General features: G+C 71.2%; 15 protein-coding genes and 1 pseudogene. 8 read left to right on the top strand and 8 right to left on the bottom strand.

What is annotated here, in order from left to right; translation table 11 throughout:
- Window positions 1-191: 191 nt before the first annotated feature.
- The 5 genes from folP to ACZ4NT_RS15815 all read left to right on the top strand — a co-directional run bounded on the left by folP (window position 192) and on the right by ACZ4NT_RS15815 (window position 3,351).
- On the top strand, window positions 192-1,112 hold the full coding sequence (gene folP, locus ACZ4NT_RS15835) for a dihydropteroate synthase (protein WP_121405285.1): 921 nt from the start codon (window positions 192-194) through the stop codon (window positions 1,110-1,112).
- Window positions 1,109-1,612 (top strand): nuclear transport factor 2 family protein, encoded by a 504-nt coding sequence (locus tag ACZ4NT_RS15830; protein ID WP_121405284.1) that lies wholly within the window; start codon window positions 1,109-1,111, stop codon window positions 1,610-1,612. Before folP ends, ACZ4NT_RS15830 begins: the two co-directional genes overlap by 4 nt.
- A 236-nt stretch (window positions 1,613-1,848) precedes the next feature.
- Complete coding sequence (gene folB / locus ACZ4NT_RS15825; RefSeq protein ID WP_121405283.1) at window positions 1,849-2,208, top strand: dihydroneopterin aldolase; 360 nt, start codon at window positions 1,849-1,851, stop codon at window positions 2,206-2,208.
- Window positions 2,205-2,816 carry a 2-amino-4-hydroxy-6-hydroxymethyldihydropteridine diphosphokinase gene (gene folK, locus ACZ4NT_RS15820; RefSeq protein WP_467725774.1) on the top strand — a complete coding sequence of 204 codons (612 nt, stop codon included), beginning with the start codon at window positions 2,205-2,207 and terminating at the stop codon, window positions 2,814-2,816. Before folB ends, folK begins: the two co-directional genes overlap by 4 nt.
- A 49-nt stretch (window positions 2,817-2,865) precedes the next feature.
- The gene (locus ACZ4NT_RS15815; protein WP_121405281.1) at window positions 2,866-3,351 is read left to right on the top strand and encodes a DUF3180 domain-containing protein; all 486 of its coding nucleotides are present in this window, start codon (window positions 2,866-2,868) and stop codon (window positions 3,349-3,351) included.
- Window positions 3,352-3,455: 104 nt separating this feature from the next.
- Here the strand turns inward: ACZ4NT_RS15815 and folE are convergent, their stop codons facing one another.
- The 6 genes from folE to dacB form a co-directional block, all read right to left on the bottom strand.
- Window positions 3,456-4,061 carry a GTP cyclohydrolase I FolE gene (gene folE, locus ACZ4NT_RS15810; RefSeq protein WP_121405280.1) on the bottom strand — a complete coding sequence of 202 codons (606 nt, stop codon included), beginning with the start codon at window positions 4,059-4,061 and terminating at the stop codon, window positions 3,456-3,458.
- Between the two features lie 142 nt (window positions 4,062-4,203).
- On the bottom strand, window positions 4,204-6,231 hold the full coding sequence (ftsH, locus tag ACZ4NT_RS15805) for an ATP-dependent zinc metalloprotease FtsH (protein WP_121405279.1): 2,028 nt from the start codon (window positions 6,229-6,231) through the stop codon (window positions 4,204-4,206).
- Between the two features lie 198 nt (window positions 6,232-6,429).
- On the bottom strand, window positions 6,430-6,990 hold the full coding sequence (hpt, locus tag ACZ4NT_RS15800; RefSeq protein ID WP_010986089.1) for a hypoxanthine phosphoribosyltransferase: 561 nt from the start codon (window positions 6,988-6,990) through the stop codon (window positions 6,430-6,432).
- 99 nt (window positions 6,991-7,089) lie between these two features.
- Window positions 7,090-8,241 carry a tRNA lysidine(34) synthetase TilS gene (gene tilS, locus ACZ4NT_RS15795; RefSeq protein WP_467725771.1) on the bottom strand — a complete coding sequence of 384 codons (1,152 nt, stop codon included), beginning with the start codon at window positions 8,239-8,241 and terminating at the stop codon, window positions 7,090-7,092.
- A 192-nt stretch (window positions 8,242-8,433) separates the two neighbouring features.
- Window positions 8,434-9,558 carry a zinc-dependent metalloprotease gene (locus tag ACZ4NT_RS15790; protein ID WP_121405277.1) on the bottom strand — a complete coding sequence of 375 codons (1,125 nt, stop codon included), beginning with the start codon at window positions 9,556-9,558 and terminating at the stop codon, window positions 8,434-8,436.
- 144 nt (window positions 9,559-9,702) lie between these two features.
- Window positions 9,703-11,259, bottom strand: a complete 1,557-nt coding sequence (dacB, locus tag ACZ4NT_RS15785; protein WP_467725768.1) for a D-alanyl-D-alanine carboxypeptidase/D-alanyl-D-alanine endopeptidase — start codon at window positions 11,257-11,259, stop codon at window positions 9,703-9,705.
- Between the two features lie 79 nt (window positions 11,260-11,338).
- Between dacB and ACZ4NT_RS15780 the strand changes: the two genes are divergently transcribed.
- Window positions 11,339-11,830, top strand: coding sequence for an inorganic diphosphatase (locus ACZ4NT_RS15780; protein ID WP_121406362.1), 492 nt, complete (start codon window positions 11,339-11,341; stop codon window positions 11,828-11,830).
- Between the two features lie 160 nt (window positions 11,831-11,990).
- On the top strand, window positions 11,991-13,649 hold the full coding sequence (locus ACZ4NT_RS15775) for a threonine/serine exporter family protein (protein ID WP_121405275.1): 1,659 nt from the start codon (window positions 11,991-11,993) through the stop codon (window positions 13,647-13,649).
- Between the two features lie 122 nt (window positions 13,650-13,771).
- Here the strand turns inward: ACZ4NT_RS15775 and ACZ4NT_RS15770 are convergent.
- Window positions 13,772-14,398 (bottom strand): annotated as a pseudogene (locus ACZ4NT_RS15770) (DedA family protein); the annotation flags it as partial.
- Between the two features lie 140 nt (window positions 14,399-14,538).
- Between ACZ4NT_RS15770 and ACZ4NT_RS15765 the strand changes: the two are divergent.
- Window positions 14,539-14,904, top strand: a complete 366-nt coding sequence (locus ACZ4NT_RS15765; protein ID WP_121405273.1) for a YbjQ family protein — start codon at window positions 14,539-14,541, stop codon at window positions 14,902-14,904.
- A gap of 15 nt (window positions 14,905-14,919) precedes the next feature.
- On the opposite strand, the gene ACZ4NT_RS15760 is transcribed toward ACZ4NT_RS15765, so the two are convergent.
- Window positions 14,920-15,678, bottom strand: coding sequence for a MerR family transcriptional regulator (locus ACZ4NT_RS15760; protein WP_467725766.1), 759 nt, complete (start codon window positions 15,676-15,678; stop codon window positions 14,920-14,922).
- Window positions 15,679-15,724: the final 46 nt, after the last annotated feature.

The following is a 15,724-nucleotide window of genomic DNA, read 5'->3' as shown; positions in this document are numbered from 1 at the left end:
AGGCCTCACCGCCGGGCTCGCACCCCGTCTCCGGGGGCCCTGTGAGGCCGCACCGCCCGGTTCGCACCCCGTCTCCGCGGGCCGCGTCCCGGGCGCCCGGCCCCGCGCACCGCCCGGGATACGGGCCCCGGCGGGAACGGCCCGCCCGCCCGAGGGGAAACGGCTCTCCCCCGGAGGCCTAGGCTGGACGTATGAGCAAGAAGAGCGGGCGCGGCGAAGTCGCGGGACTGCCGGCATGGGACCGCTGCGCGGTCATGGGGGTCGTCAACGTGACGCCCGACTCCTTCTCCGACGGAGGCCGCTGGTTCGACACGACGGCTGCCGTCAAGCACGGCCTCGGCCTGGTGACCGAGGGCGCCGACCTGGTGGACGTCGGGGGTGAGTCGACCCGCCCCGGTGCCACCCGTGTCGACGAGGCCGAGGAACTGCGGCGGGTCATCCCCGTCGTGCGGGGACTGGCCTCCGAGGGCGTGACCGTCTCCGTCGACACCATGCGCGCCTCCGTCGCCGAGCAGTCCCTGGCCGCCGGAGCCGCGCTCGTCAACGACGTCAGCGGCGGTCTCGCCGACCCCGCGATGATCCCGGTCGTCGCGGCGGCGGGCGCCCCCTTCGTGGTCATGCACTGGCGGGGCTTCCTGTCCGGCGGCAACGTCAAGGGCTCGTACGAGGACGTCGTCTCCGAGGTCGTCGACGAACTCCACGCGCGCGTGGAGGCCGTCCTGGAGGGCGGCATCGCCCCCGACCGGATCGTCGTCGACCCCGGCCTCGGCTTCTCCAAGGGAGCCGAACACGACCTGTCGCTCCTGGCCCACCTCGACCGCCTGCTGACCCTCGGCCATCCGCTGCTCGTCGCCGCCTCCCGCAAGCGTTTCCTCGGCCGCGTCCTGGCCGGCCCCGAGGGCGCCCCGCCGCCCGCCCGCGAACGGGACGCCGCCACCGCCGCCGTCTCCGCGCTCGCCGCCCAGCAGGGGGCCTGGGCCGTCCGCGTCCACGAGGTGCGGGCCACCGCGGACGCGGTCCGGGTGGCCCGGGCCGTGGAAGGAGCCCGGTCCGCGGGCACGGCGGCGCCCGGCACCGCCGCGCACGAGCCGGACGGAGCAGGAAACCGGTGAGCGCCCCCCACACCGACGTCGAGCAGGTCGAGCTGGCCAACACCGCCTACTACGAGGCGATGGAGCGCGGCGACTTCGAGGAGCTGTCCACGCTCTGGCTCACACCGGCCGACCTCGGCCACGACGAGGACGTCCACGACCCGGCGGACGCCGGGGTGATCTCCTGCGTCCACCCCGGCTGGCCCGTGCTCTTCGGCCGCGGCGAGGTCCTCAGGTCCTACGCGCTGATCATGGCGAACACCGAGTACATCCAGTTCTTCCTCACCGACGTGCACGTCTCCGTCACGGGCGACACCGCCCTGGTGACCTGCACCGAGAACATCCTCAGCGGCGGCCCCCCGCCGGAGGACAGCGACGAACTGGGCCCGCTGGTGGGTCAGCTCGTCGTCGCCACCAACGTGTTCCACCGCACACCCGACGGCTGGAAGCTCTGGTCGCACCACGCCTCGCCCGTCCTCGCCGAAACCGGTGACGAGGACGGTGAGGACACACCCGGTTGAGTGGGTAGGCGCCGGGGAGTGGTTCGAATCACGGGGCCCTGGGTAGGGGCGGCTACCAACCCGTGAGCCGCCGTGTTCCCCATGGGAAACATCCGGTGAAGCCCCGTCGGCTTCGCGCAGGTGTCCGACCCGTGGCCGAGCACTGTCGGTGCCCGCAGGTAGATTCACCTGAGGCCGGTGTACCGACCGCACTCGGTATGCACCTGCCGCCACCGACGATTGCAGGAGTGATTCGCGTGGATCGTGTCGCGCTGCGCGGCCTGAAGGCCCGTGGAAACCACGGCGTCTTCCCCAGGGAGCGCGAAGAGGGCCAGACCTTCATCGTGGACCTGGCGCTGGGCCTGGACACCCGACCGGCCGCGGCCGACGACGACCTGACGAAGACCGTGCACTACGGCATCGTGGCCGAGGAGGTCGTCGCTGTCGTCGAGGGCGAGCCCGTCGACCTCATCGAGACGCTCGCCGAGCGCATCGCCCAGACCTGTCTGAAGCACGAAGGGGTCCAGGAGGTCGAGGTCTGCGTCCACAAACCGGACGCGCCGATCACCGTCCCCTTCGACGACGTGACCGTCACCATCACCCGGAGCCGAGTATGACCGCCTTCTTCACCGGGGGTCAGAGCGACCCGACCGTCCAGCCGGTGCCGCCCTCCGTGGTCGAGCGGGTCGACGCGGCCGACACGACCCTGAACAACCCCAAGCGCGCGGTGATCTCCCTCGGCGCGAACCTGGGCAACCGCCTGGAGACCATCCAGGGTGCCGTCGACGCTCTGGAGGACACCCCGGGCGTCCGCGTCAAGGCGGTCTCCCCCGTCTACGAGACGGAGCCCTGGGGCGTCGCCCCGGACAGCCAGCCCACCTACTTCAACGCGGTCGTGGTCCTGAAGACCACCCTCCCGCCCTCGTCCCTGCTGGAGCGCGCCCACGCGGTCGAGGAGGCCTTCAACCGCGTCCGCGACGAGCGCTGGGGCCCGCGCACCATCGACGTGGACATCATCGCGTACGACGGTGTCGTCTCCAACGATCCGGTGCTCACGCTCCCTCACCCGCGCGCCCACGAACGGGCCTTCGTCCTCGCGCCCTGGCACGACGTGGACCCCGAGGCCCAGTTGCCCGGGCACGGCCCCGTGGCCGAGCTCCTCGGCAAGCTCACCCGGGACGGTGTCGCGCCCCGCACCGACCTGGAACTCCGGCTGCCCGAGTAGTCGTTAAGGTCAGGACGACCGACCTTGGCCGGCTTACCGAAGGGGCATCGTGAAAGAGCTGCGCATCAGGACGCTGGCTGCCGTGTTCGTCGTGGCCGGCGTCCTGTCCTGGGCGGGCGCCCGCCTGTGGAACGCGGTGGGGACCCTCCCCCGGGTTCCCCTGGCCGCCCCCGTCGTCCTGGCACTGATCGCCGTCGTCCTGCTCGCCACGGCGCTCTCGCTGCGCGCCCGCCTCAAGGCCCAGCGCGAGCGCCGGCCCGGCGCCAAGGGCGTCGACCCGCTGATGGCGGCCAGGGCCGTCGTCTTCGGCCAGGCCAGCGCCCTCGTCGCCGCGCTCGTCTCGGGGATGTACGGCGGCACGGGCGCCTTCCTGCTGGAGTCGCTGGAGGTCCCCGCCCGCCGCGACCAGGCCATCTACGCCGGATTCTCCGTCGTCGCCGGAATCGGCGTCATAGCGGCCGCCTTCTTCCTGGAGCGCGTCTGCAAGCTCCCGGAGGACGACGACGAGAACAACGGCACGGCCGCCGCGGCCTGAGGCCAGAGAAGCCGGGGGCGCCGGCGGCGGCCGGGGGGTGACACCCGCCGGCCGAGGCGGGCGCGCGGGCCCGCCGGACAGGCCCCCGAACCCTCCGAGGCGCCCTAGCGGGCCATGATCAGGCTCATCGCCTCATTGCGGGTGGCCGGGTCGCGCAGCTGTCCGCGGACCGCCGACGTGATGGTCTTGGCGCCGGGCTTGCGCACCCCGCGCATGGACATGCACATGTGCTCGCACTCCACGACGACGATCACACCGCGCGGCTCCAGGATCTCCATCAGCGAGTCGGCCACCTGCGTGGTCAGCCGCTCCTGCACCTGCGGACGGCGGGCGTAGACGTCCACCAGCCGGGCCAGCTTCGACAGGCCCGTGATCTTCCCGTCGACCGACGGGATGTATCCGACGTGGGCCACCCCGACGAACGGCACCAGATGGTGTTCGCAGGAGCTGAGGACCTCGATGTCCTTCACCAGGACCATCTCGTCGTGGCCCAGGTCGAACGTCGTCGTGAGCACGTCCTCGGGCTTCTGCCACAACCCCGCGAATATCTCCCGGTACGCCCGGGCCACCCGTCCCGGCGTCTCGCGCAGGCCCTCGCGGTCCGGGTCCTCGCCGACCGCGATGAGCAGCTCGCGCACGGCGTTCTCGGCGCGCTTCTCGTCGAACACGCCGATCGCGCCCTCGCCGTCCAGCGTCACGGGGTCGGTCATCTGTTCCTCGTTCCTTGGCCTGTCACGCGTGCGGGTCAACGCGTCGGACATCCGGGCATACGGAAATGCCGCACCCCCCAGGCTAGAACCAGGGGGGCACGGCATCCATTCCGGGCCTGGTGAGGCCGCCGCGAGCCGGAGATCAGCTCTCGGGACGCTCCTCGGGGGCCGCCTCCGCAGAGGGGACGGACTCCGTCGCTCCGGCGATCGCGGCGGACGCGCCGTTCGCCCCGTTCGTCAGCGACAGCTCCTTGGGGGAGAGCACCGGCGGGCGGGTGGACGGCGTGCGCCGGGAGGAACCGGTCCACGCGGGGCGGGCCGGACGCTTGACGATGGGAGCGAAGATCTCGGCGATCTGCTCCTTGCCCAGCGTCTCCTTCTCCAGCAGCTGGAGGACCAGGTTGTCGAGGACGTCGCGGTTCTCGACCAGGATCTCCCAGGCCTCGTTGTGCGCGTTCTCGATGAGCTTCTTGACCTCTTCGTCGACGAGCGCGGCGACCTCTTCCGAGTAGTCGCGCTGGTGCGCCATCTCCCGGCCGAGGAACGGCTCGGTGTTGTCGCCGCCGAACTTGATCGCACCCAGCCGCTCGGTCATGCCGTACTGCGTGACCATCGCGCGGGCCGTTGCGGTGGCCTTCTCGATGTCGTTCGCAGCACCCGTGGTCGGGTCGTGGAAGACGAGCTCCTCGGCCGCGCGCCCGCCCAGCATGTACGCGAGCTGGTCGAGCATCTCGTTGCGCGTGGTCGAGTACTTGTCCTCGTCCGGCAGGACCATCGTGTATCCGAGGGCCCGGCCGCGCGACAGGATGGTGATCTTGTGCACCGGGTCGGAGTTCGGAGACGCCGCCGCGACCAGGGCGTGACCGCCCTCGTGGTACGCGGTGATCTTCTTCTCCTTGTCCGACATGATCCGGGTCCGCTTCTGCGGGCCCGCGACCACACGGTCGATCGCCTCGTCGAGCATGTTGTTGTCGATCAGCTTCTGGTTGCTGCGCGCGGTGAGGAGCGCAGCTTCGTTCAGCACGTTCGCCAGGTCCGCACCGGTGAAGCCCGGGGTGCGGCGCGCGACGGCGGACAGATCGACGTCCGGGGCGACCGGCTTGCCCTTCTGGTGGACCTTGAGGATCTCCAGACGGCCCTGCATGTCCGGGCGGTCGACCGCGATCTGGCGGTCGAAGCGGCCCGGGCGCAGCAGCGCCGGGTCGAGGATGTCGGGCCGGTTCGTGGCGGCGATGAGGATCACGCCGCCCTTCACGTCGAAGCCATCCATCTCGACGAGCAGCTGGTTCAGCGTCTGCTCGCGCTCGTCGTGACCGCCGCCGAGGCCGGCGCCGCGATGACGGCCGACCGCGTCGATCTCGTCGACGAAGACGATCGCCGGAGCGTTCGCCTTGGCCTGCTCGAACAGGTCGCGGACCCGGGAGGCACCGACACCGACGAACATCTCGACGAAGTCGGAACCGGAGATCGAGTAGAAGGGAACGCCCGCCTCACCCGCGACGGCGCGGGCCAGCAGCGTCTTACCGGTTCCAGGAGGCCCGTACAGGAGCACACCCTTGGGGATCTTCGCCCCGACGGCCTGGAACTTCGCCGGCTCCTGGAGGAACTCCTTGATCTCGTGGAGTTCCTCGACCGCCTCGTCCGAGCCCGCGACGTCCGAGAACGTCGTCTTCGGGGTGTCCTTGGTGATGAGCTTCGCCTTGGACTTCCCGAAGTTCATGACCCGGGAGCCGCCGCCCTGCATCTGGTTCATCAGGAACAGGAAGACGACGACGATGAGCACGAAGGGAAGCAGAGAGAGCAGGATGCCGACGAACGGGTTCTGCTTGGACGGCGAGACGGTGTAGCCGTCCGGAATCTGCTTGTTCTGGTATTTGTCCTGCAAGGTGCCGGCGAGGGTCACACCCTGGTCGCCGATGTAGCTCGCCTGGATCTTCGAGCTGCCGTCGACCTTTTCGCCGTCCTTGAGCGAGACCTTGATGACCTGCTCGTCGCCGGTGGTGATCTTGGCCGACTCGACCTTGTTCTCATTGATCGCCTGGACGACCTGGCCGGTGTCCACTGTCTTGTAGCCGCCGGACGAGCCGACGACCTGCATCAACACGACCACGGCAAGGACGGCCAGCACGATCCACATGACCGGCCCACGGAAGTATCGCTTCACGTCCATCCATACGGAGCGGAGCCGCCCCGTCCCTCCTGCCATAGTGAGTTTGATAAAGACTTTTAAAGACTGTTCTTCGGACGGTACCCCAGCATTGTCACCCGAAGCCGCAGGGGACGACTGGCAATCCCGCCCACGCATGCTCCAACGGCGCGAAACCCGCTGGGGTTCCCGGCCGTCCCGGGAAGACCGGGAACGGTTCGTTCAGCCGCCGTAGACGTGGGGCGCGAGCGTACCGACGAACGGGAGGTTCCGGTACTTCTCGGCATAGTCCAGGCCGTAGCCGATGACGAACTCGTTCGGGATGTCGAAGCCGACCCATTCGACGTCGATCGCGACCTTGGCGGCCTCCGGCTTGCGCAGCAGCGTGCACACCTTGAGGGACGCCGGCTCGCGGGAGCCGAGGTTGGAGATCAGCCAGGACAGGGTCAGGCCCGAGTCGATGATGTCCTCGACGATCAGGACGTGCTTGCCCTTGATGTCGGTGTCGAGGTCCTTGAGGATCCGCACCACGCCGGAGGACTGGGTGCCCGCGCCGTACGAGGACACGGCCATCCAGTCCATCGTGACGGGGGTGGACAGCGCACGTGCCAGGTCCGCCATGACCATCACCGCGCCCTTGAGGACTCCGACGATCAGCAGGTCCTTGCCCGCGTACTCCGCGTCGATCTTCGCGGCCAGCTCGGCCAGCTTCGCGTCGATCTCTTCCTTGGTGATGAGCACCGACTTGAGGTCGGTGCCCATGTCTTTCGCGTCCACCCGCATCACTTTCGGTCGTCCGTCCCAACGGCCGCTCGGACCGCCCACGCCCCGCGCAAGCGGTCCCCAGGAGCCGCTCGGGCGGCTCCGGCGGAGGGTCCGGTTTCAGCCTTGCCGGATCACCAGTCTGCCACCCTGCCGCTGAGCGACGACTCGGCCCGGGAGATTGATGGCTCCCTGACCGCGCCATCCGGTGATCAGGCGGTCGATCTCCTCGATGTGCCGGGCGAACAGCGAACCTGCGGGTGCGCCCGCCTCGATGGCGGCGCGGCGCAGGATGCGGCGGCGCACGGCGGGCGGCAGCGCGTAGAGCTTGGCGCACTCCAGGAGGCCGGCGGCGTCGCGTACGGACGCCTCCGCCTGGCGGGCCCAGGCGTCCAGGGCGTCCGCGTCGTCGCGGGAGAGCTGGGCCGTCCGGGCGAGCGCCTCGACGACTCCCTTGCCGAGCGCCTTCTCCAGCGCGGGCAGGCCCTCGTGGCGCAGCCGGGAGCGGGTGTAGGCCGGGTCGGCGTTGTGCGGGTCGTCCCAGACGAGCAGCGACTGGGCCATGCAGGCCTTGCGGGCGGTCTGCCGGTCGAGGTGCAGGAAGGGGCGCCGGTAGCGGCCGTCGGCCCCCGAGACCGCGGCCATCCCGGACAGGGAGCGGATGCCGGAGCCGCGGGCGAGGCCGAGCAGGACGGTTTCGGCCTGGTCGTCGCGGGTGTGGCCGAGCAGGATCGCGGCGGCGCCGTGCCGTTCGGCGGCGGCGTCCAGGGCGGCGTACCGGGCGTCGCGGGCGGCGGCTTCGGGCCCGCCGTCGCGGCCGACGGTGACGGCGACGGCCTCGGCCGGGCCGAGCCCGAGTTCGCCGAGGCGCAGGACGACCTCGTCGGCGCGCAGGTCGGAGCCGGGCTGCAGACCGTGGTCGACGGTGATGCCACCGGCGCGGATGCCGAGTTTGGGGGCCTCGAAGGCGAGGGCGGAGGCGAGCGCCATGGAGTCCGCGCCGCCGGAGCACGCGACGAGGACGAGCGGCGGCGGCTGCTCGTGCGGCGTGTCCGCGGGCGCTCCGGTAGTGCGCGCGCGCCGGGTGGCGGGCGCCGGTACGCGCTCGCTGCCGACGCCCGCGGGGCGTACGGCGGTGGAGGAGGGCGCGCACCCGGCGCAGGAGGCGGGCGTGCGCCCGGCGCCTGAGGAGGGTGTGTGCTCGGTGAGGATGTCGTGGAGTACGCGGCGAACCGCCAGGCGTATCGCCGCGACCGCAGGATGGGGACCCATGTCCGGTTCCCTTCATGAAGTTTTCGGGGGGTGAACCCGATGTCGGTCACTCAGAGTGTGTAGATGGTGACAGAACCGGGCCGTTCCCCGAGCATTGCACGCCTACTCCTGCCTCACGGTCCCTCGGACGGGTGATTGGAGGGGCGTTCGCCTGCCGTCGGCCGGATTCGTTTCACGACCCCGTGGACGGCTTCACGACTCGGCCTTCCGGTGCACCCGAGTGACCCAGTCCGCCGGTTTGGAGATCTCCGCCTTGGTCGGGAGCGTGTTCGGGGACGTCCACACCCGGTTGAAGCCGTCCATGCCGACCTGGTCGACGACCGCGCGCACGAAGCGCTCGCCGTCCCGGTACTGCCGGAGCTTGGCGTCCAGACCGAGCAGCTTGCGCAGGGCCAGGTCCAGGCGGGAGGCGCCCTTGGCCCGGCGCTGCTGGAACTTCTCGCGAATCTCGGCCACGGACGGGACGACGGCGGGGCCGACGCCGTCCATCACGAAGTCGGCGTGGCCCTCCAGCAGGGACATCACCGCGGTGAGGCGGCCGAGGATCTCGCGCTGGGCCGGCGTCTGCACCAGTTCCACGAGGGACCGGCCGTCCTCGCCCTCCTCGCCCTCGGGGCGACCACCGGCAAGGGACTGGGCGGCTTCCCTGATCCGCTCCAGGACGGTCATGGGGTCGACCTCGGTCTCTCCCAAGAAAGACTGGATTTCGCCCTCCAGGTGGTCGCGCAGCCAGGGCACGGCCGTGAACTGGGTGCGGTGCGTCTCCTCGTGGAGGCAGACCCACAGCCGGAAGTCGTGGGGCTGGACGTCGAGTTCGCGCTCCACGTGCACGATGTTCGGCGCGACCAGGAGGAGCCTGCCGCCGCCGTTCTCGCCGGCCGGGAGGTCGCGGGTGGAGGGGGCGAAGGTCTCGTACTGCCCGAGTACGCGGGAGGACAGGAAGGACAGGAGCATGCCCAGTTCGACGCCGGTGACCTTGCCGCCGACGGCTCCGAAGACGGCTCCGCCCGCGGTGTTGCCGCGCCGTTCCTGCATCTTGTCCAGCAGGGGCTTGAGGAGTTCCCGGAAGCCGGCGACGTTCGCCCGGACCCAGCCGGGGCGGTCGACGACGAGGACGGGGGTGTCGTGCACGCCCTGTTCACCCAGCCGGGTGAACCCCCGTACGTGCTCCTCCGAGGCCTTCGCGTGGCGGCGCAGCTCCGCGACGACGGCCCGGGCCTCGTCGCGGCTCACCTCGGGGCCCGGCCTCACGAGCCGGGTCGCGGTCGCCACCGCGAGATTCCAGTCGACCATCTCGGCACCACCGATGCTCGTCATGCGTCAACCGTACGTGAGGGTGTCCGGGTGCGGTGAGGGGTGCGGAGCCGGTCGTGCGTCCGCCGTGGCAGGCCCGGGGTCCGTGGTGCTCCCGGGACGCCCGGGGGCGAAAGCCCGTCCGTGGCGCCCCTCGTGGCACCCGGCCTAGCGGCAGCCGCAGGCCGCGAGGGCCGACGCCGAGCGGTCCAGGGCCGCTTGGGCGGTGGTGCGGTCCGTGGTCCCGGAGGCGAGGAACGCGAAGGCCAGCAGCCGGCCGTCGGTGTCGACCACCGTCCCGGCCAGCGCGTTGACGCCCGTCAGGGTGCCGGTCTTGGCGCGTACGACGCCGGTGGCCCCGCGGTCCGCGCCGTCGGCGTAGCGCTGGCTGAGCGTGCCGGTGAAGCCCGCCACCGGGAGCCCGGTGAGGACGGGGCGCAACTCGGGGCGGGCGGGGTCGCCGGCCGCGGCAAGAAGGTCGGTCAACTGTTCGGCGGAGAGCTTGTCCGAACGATTCAGGCCACTCCCGTCCGCGAAAGCGGAGCCCTTCAGCGGCACGTCCAGTTTCTTCAACTGGGCCCGGATCGCCTTGCCGCCGCCCTCGAAGCTCGCCGGTTCGCCGGCGGCGAGGGCCGTCTGCCGGGCGAGGGCCTCGGCGATGTCGTTGTCGCTGTTGGTGAGCATCCGCTCGACGAGGGCGGACATCGGCGGGGACTGGACCTCGGCGAGGGTCTCGGAGCGGCCGGTCGCCTTCGAGGGGCCGGGCGGGGTCGTCCCGATGCCCTCGTCCTCCAGGAGGTCCGCGAACTTGCGGGCCGCGTCGCCCGCCGGATCGGCGGTGCGGGCCGCCGCCCCGCTGGACGAGTCGTCGAGGCGGCCCTCGTCGACCATCAGCGGGCTGACCTGGGTGAGGTTGCCGTCCACGCCGGCGGGCGGCTGTCCCGAGCCGGCGTACAGCGAGGTGTCGTACGAGAGCGTCACCTCGTCCAGCTTGCGGTCCTTGAGCGTGCGGGCGGTGTCGGCGGCCAGGGTGCGCAGGCTCGCCCAGTCCCCGTCGGTCTTCTTCCGCGCGGTCAGGGTCGGGTCGCCGCCGCCGACGAGCACGACCTCCTTGGTGTCGGGCTCCAGGGCCGCCCGGGTGGTGATGCGGTGGTCGGCGCCCGCCGCGGTCAGCGCGGCGATCGCGGTGGCGATCTTCGTGGTGGAGGCGGGGGTCAGCGCCTCGCCGGGCCCCACGCCGTACAGCCGGCGCCCGGTCGCCACGTCGACGACGACGGCCGAGTGCCGCGTCCCCAGCGAGGGGTCCTTCAGGAGCGGGTCGAGGACGGCGGCCAGGGCCTTCCCGTCGGGCGGGGGCGCCGAACCGGCGGTGCCGCCCAGCCCGGCCAGGACGGACGCGGCGCTGGGCGCGGGGCGGGGTCCGCCGCCCGCCGTACCGCGGTCGGGGCCGTGATCTCCGCCACCCTGTCCGGCCCGCGATGCGGCCCAGTCGCGCTCCGCCGTACGCTGACCCGAGGAGTCCCAGGGACCGGCCGCGGTCGCCAACCCGGCCGCGAGCGCCAGGCCCACGGTGGCGGCGACGGCTGTGAGCTGCGGAGTCGTGACCCTCACGGGGCGCGGCCGGACGGCTCGGGTGACCCGCACGACGTGCGGTTTCACGGTCCGCGCGACCCGCACCACATGCGGTCTCGCGGTCCGCCAGGCCCTCAGCTCTGGCACGATCACCAGCCCCTTTCGCGATCACACACCTGCGTGAGGGACACTTAACCACCAGAACTATGTGCTGATCATGGAGGAGCCACCGGTGGAGTTCGACGTCACGATCGAGATTCCGAAGGGTTCGCGGAACAAGTACGAGGTGGACCACGAGACCGGTCGGATCCGCCTGGACCGTCGACTCTTCACTTCGACCAGCTACCCGGCCGACTACGGCTTCGTCGAGAACACCCTCGGCGAGGACGGCGACCCGCTGGACGCGCTGGTCATCCTGGACGAGCCGACCTTCCCCGGCTGCCTCATCCAGTGCCGCACGATCGGCATGTTCCGCATGACCGACGAGGCCGGCGGCGACGACAAGCTGCTGTGCGTCCCGGCGCACGACCCGCGCGTGGAGCACCTGCGGGACATCCACCACGTGTCGGAGTTCGACCGTCTGGAGATCCAGCACTTCTTCGAGGTCTACAAGGACCTGGAGCCCGGCAAGTCCGTCGAGGGCGCCAACTGGGTCGGCCGCACCGAGGCCGAGGCCGAGATCGAGCGTTCCTACAAGCGCTTCAAGGAGTCCGGCGGTCACTGACCTGCCCTGCTCCGTGTCCGGGCCGCGCGACTCCGCAGGGGGCCGCGCGGCCCGTTCGCGTTTCCGTACGCATACTGAGGCGTACGGAAGGTACGCGTAAGACGTACGGAAAGTACGTGTGAGACGTACGCGCACCGCACGAAAGGCAAGGCAGGCGCTGGTGGCGGACCCGGAGGCGGAAGACCGCAAACCGCAGTCGGACGAGGCGAGGAGTGCGTTCGCCCCACCGGCCGGTGTGGTGGCGCCGCAAGCCCCGGTGGTCGAGGAGGAGTCCTCCACGACGTCGGAGTTCGCCCTCCCCAAGGGCCTCGACGTCCCTCACGCGGCCCCCGTCGACTCCGAGGGCTCGGCCTTCAGCACCCCGCACACCTACAGCGCGAAGCACGCGCCTCCCGCCTTCACGCCGCCGACCGGCATGCCGGTGGTCCGGCTCACCAAGGACGCACCCTGGCAGGACCGGATGCGCACCATGCTGCGCATGCCGGTGACCGAGCGGCCGGCGCCCGAGCTGGTGCGCAAGGAGGACGAGTCGGGCCCGGCGGTGCCGCGCGTGCTCGACCTGACGCTGCGTATCGGCGAGCTGCTGCTGGCGGGCGGCGAGGGCGCCGAGGACGTGGAGGCGGCGATGTTCGCCGTCTGCCGCTCCTACGGCCTGGACCGCTGCGAACCGAACGTCACGTTCACCCTGCTGTCGATCTCGCACCAGCCGTCCCTGGTGGACGACCCCGTGACGGCCTCCCGGACCGTTCGTCGCCGCGGCACCGACTACACGCGCCTCGCGGCCGTCTACCGGCTCGTCGACGACCTCAGCGACGCGGAGACCGCGATCTCCCTGGAGGAGGCCTACCGGCGCCTCGTGGAGATCCGCCGGAACCGCCACCCGTACCCCGGCTGGGTGCTGACCGCGGCGGGCGGGCTGCTCGCGGGCGCGGCCTCGGTGCTCGTCGGCGGTGACGTCTTCGTGTTCGTCGCCGCGGCGCTCGGCGCGATGCTCGGCGACCGGCTGGCGTGGTTGTGCGCGGGGCGGGGGCTGCCGGAGTTCTACCAGTTCACGGTGGCCGCGATGCCGCCGGCCGCGATCGGGGTGGCGCTCCAGCTGGCGGGGGCCGGCGTCAAGGCGTCGGCGGTGATCACCGGTGGACTCTTCGCGCTGCTGCCGGGAAGAGCGCTGGTCGCGGGCGTCCAGGACGGTCTCACCGGCTTCTACATCACCGCGTCCGCGCGCCTGCTGGAGGTCATGTACTTCTTCGTGGGCATCGTCACGGGCGTGCTGCTGATCCTGTACTTCGGCGTGAAGCTGGGCGCCGAGCTCAACCCGGACCAGGCCCTCGGCGTCTCCGAACGGCCGGTGCTGCAGCTCGTGGCGTCGATGCTGCTGTCGCTCACCTTCGCGGTGCTGCTCCAACAGGAACGGTCCACCGTGCTGGCGGTGACCCTCAACGGGGGCGTGGCCTGGGCGGTGTACGGCGCCATGCACTACGTCGGCGACATCTCCCCGGTCGCGTCGACCGCGGTGGCGGCCGGCCTGGTGGGGCTCTTCGGGCAGTTGCTCTCCCGCTATCGGTTCGCGTCGGCGCTCCCGTACACCACGGCCGCGATCGGGCCGCTGCTGCCCGGTTCGGCCACGTACTTCGGGCTGCTGGCCATCGCGCAGAACGACGTCGACAAGGGGCTGGTGTCCCTGACCAAGGCCGCGGCGCTCGCGATGGCCATCGCCATCGGGGTCAACCTGGGGTCCGAGATCTCCCGGCTGTTCCTGCGGACGCCGGGCGGCGACGCCGCCGGCCGCCGCGCCGCCAAGCGGACGCGCGGCTTCTGAGGCGCCCTGCGTCCGCGGCGCGGCGGGCGGACCCGGGGTGACCCGAGCGACGCCCTCTAGCGCTTGGCGTGACGGCCGCGCTGGCCCGGGGCGACCTGGGCCGGGCCGTCGGAGGCGGCCGCCGCCTTCTTGCCCTTGCCGCGGGCCCGCAGGTACTCGATGGCGATCGGGACCACCGAGACGAGGACGATCAGGATGAGGATCGCCTCGATGTTCTTGTGCACGAACTCGATGTTGCCGAGCCAGGAGCCGAGGAGCGTGACGCCCGCGCCCCAGAGCACACCGCCGATGATGTTGAAGGTGATGAAGGAGCGGTACCGCATGCCGCTGACGCCGGCGATGATCGGCGTGAAGGTGCGCACGATGGGCACGAAGCGGGCCAGGACCAGGGACTTGGGGCCGTACTTCTCGAAGAACTCGTGGGCCTTGACCACGTTCTCCTGCTTGAAGAGGCGGGAGTCCGGGCGGGTGAAGAGCGAGGGGCCGACCTTCTTGCCGAACAGGTAGCCCGCCTGGTCGCCGGCGATGGCGGCGACGCAGATCAGCACGACGGCCAGCCACAGCGGGAAGTCCAGCTGGTTCGACGCGATCAGCAGGCCGCAGGTGAACAGCAGCGAGTCGCCCGGCAGGAAGAAGCCGATCAGCAGGCCGGACTCGGCGAAGACGATGAGCAGCAGGCCCCAGATGCCGAAATTGTCCAGGAGGGTGTTCGGATCCAGCCAGCTTGGTCCAAGGGCAAGCGTCGTCACGGTTCCGGGCTCCTGGGGGTGAAGGAAGGATACGGCGGCGGGGTCGGGCCGACCAACGCTATCAACGTCGGGTGCCGGCGCCAGGTTCCACGGGTGCCTCCGGGATGCACTGTGCCCCGACTGGGACAAAGCTGTGAGCCATGGGAATCGAAGATTACGGTGGCGGCATCAGCCCCCAGTCCGACGTCCTGGTCGTGACGACGAACGATGTGCCCGGGCACCGCGTCGAGCAGGTGATCGGCGAGGTCTTCGGCCTCACCGTGCGCTCACGGCATCTGGGCAGCCAGATCGGCGCGGGCCTGAAGTCGATGATCGGCGGTGAGCTGCGGGGCCTCACCAAGACCCTCGTGGAGACCCGCAACCAGGCCATGGAGCGGCTGGTCGAGCAGGCACGCGCGCGCGGCGCCAACGCCGTGCTGATGTTCCGCTTCGACGTGTCGGAGGCCGCCGACGTGGGCACGGAGGTGTGCGCGTACGGAACGGCCGTGGTCCTGGCCCGGGAGTGACCCCGGGCCAGGTGGTCAGGAGCGGCGCGCGGCGTTCGCCGCGATGGCGTCCCTCAGGTGTTCGGCGAGCCCCGGCCGCATGGAGTCGTAGAACTCCTTGAACCGCTCGTCGGACACGTACATCTCGCCGAGCCCCCGGTGCATCTCGTACGAGCACGCGTAGAACCACTTGGTGATGTGCTGCCGGTGCTCCTCGGCCAGGTCCATGGCCGGCTCGCCGGCCGGGGGTTCGCCCGCCGCCATGAGAGTGCCGTAGCGCTCCCCCCAGGCGGCGACCTCGGCCTGCATCCGCTTCCAGTCCTCCTTCGTGTAGCGGGCGGCGCGGCGCTGCGACTCCGCGTACGCCTCCGTGCCGCCCCAGCGGCGCTCGGCCTGCTCCGCGTGCGCCTCGGGGTCCTTGTCCCCGAAGACCTCGAACTTCTCCTCGGGCGTGAGGTTGATGCCCATCGTGCGTGCCTCCATGGCGTGCTCCACGGCCGCGGCCATCTTCTGCAGCTTCTCGATCCGGGCGGTCAGCAGTTCGTGCTGGCGGCGCAGGTGCGCGCGCGGGTCCGCTTCCGGGTCGTCGAGCAGGGCCGCGACCTGGTCCAGCGGGAAGCCGAGCTCGCGGTAGAACAGGATCTGCTGCAGCCGGTCGAGGTCGGCGTCGCCGTACCGCCGATGGCCCGCGTGGCTGCGCTCGCTCGGTGCGAGCAGGCCGATCTCGTCGTAGTGGTGCAGCGTGCGCACCGTGACGCCGGCGAAACCGGCGACCTGGCCCACTGAGTAGCCCATGTCGGCTCCCTTTCCGTTACGCCCTTCAGCCTCGTCCCTCACGTGG

The organism is Streptomyces sp. NPDC026417 (assembly GCF_055567695.1).
Note: the sequence above shows the minus strand (reverse complement) of the source record. Positions and strands in the feature narration are given on the sequence as shown.

What these genes read in the sequence shown, in the direction of transcription:
- folP (WP_121405285.1), top strand. Translation starts at nt 192, where the DNA reads ATGAGCAAGAAGAGCGGGCGCGGCGAAGTCGCGGGACTGCCGGCATGG.
- folK (WP_467725774.1), top strand. Translation starts at nt 2,205, where the DNA reads ATGACCGCCTTCTTCACCGGGGGTCAGAGCGACCCGACCGTCCAGCCG.
- folE (WP_121405280.1), bottom strand. Translation starts at nt 4,061, where the DNA reads ATGACCGACCCCGTGACGCTGGACGGCGAGGGCGCGATCGGCGTGTTC.
- ftsH (WP_121405279.1), bottom strand. Translation starts at nt 6,231, where the DNA reads ATGGACGTGAAGCGATACTTCCGTGGGCCGGTCATGTGGATCGTGCTG.
- hpt (WP_010986089.1), bottom strand. Translation starts at nt 6,990, where the DNA reads ATGCGGGTGGACGCGAAAGACATGGGCACCGACCTCAAGTCGGTGCTC.
- tilS (WP_467725771.1), bottom strand. Translation starts at nt 8,241, where the DNA reads ATGGGTCCCCATCCTGCGGTCGCGGCGATACGCCTGGCGGTTCGCCGC.
- ACZ4NT_RS15790 (WP_121405277.1), bottom strand. Translation starts at nt 9,558, where the DNA reads ATGACGAGCATCGGTGGTGCCGAGATGGTCGACTGGAATCTCGCGGTG.
- ACZ4NT_RS15765 (WP_121405273.1), top strand. Translation starts at nt 14,539, where the DNA reads ATGGGAATCGAAGATTACGGTGGCGGCATCAGCCCCCAGTCCGACGTC.
- ACZ4NT_RS15760 (WP_467725766.1), bottom strand. Translation starts at nt 15,678, where the DNA reads ATGGGCTACTCAGTGGGCCAGGTCGCCGGTTTCGCCGGCGTCACGGTG.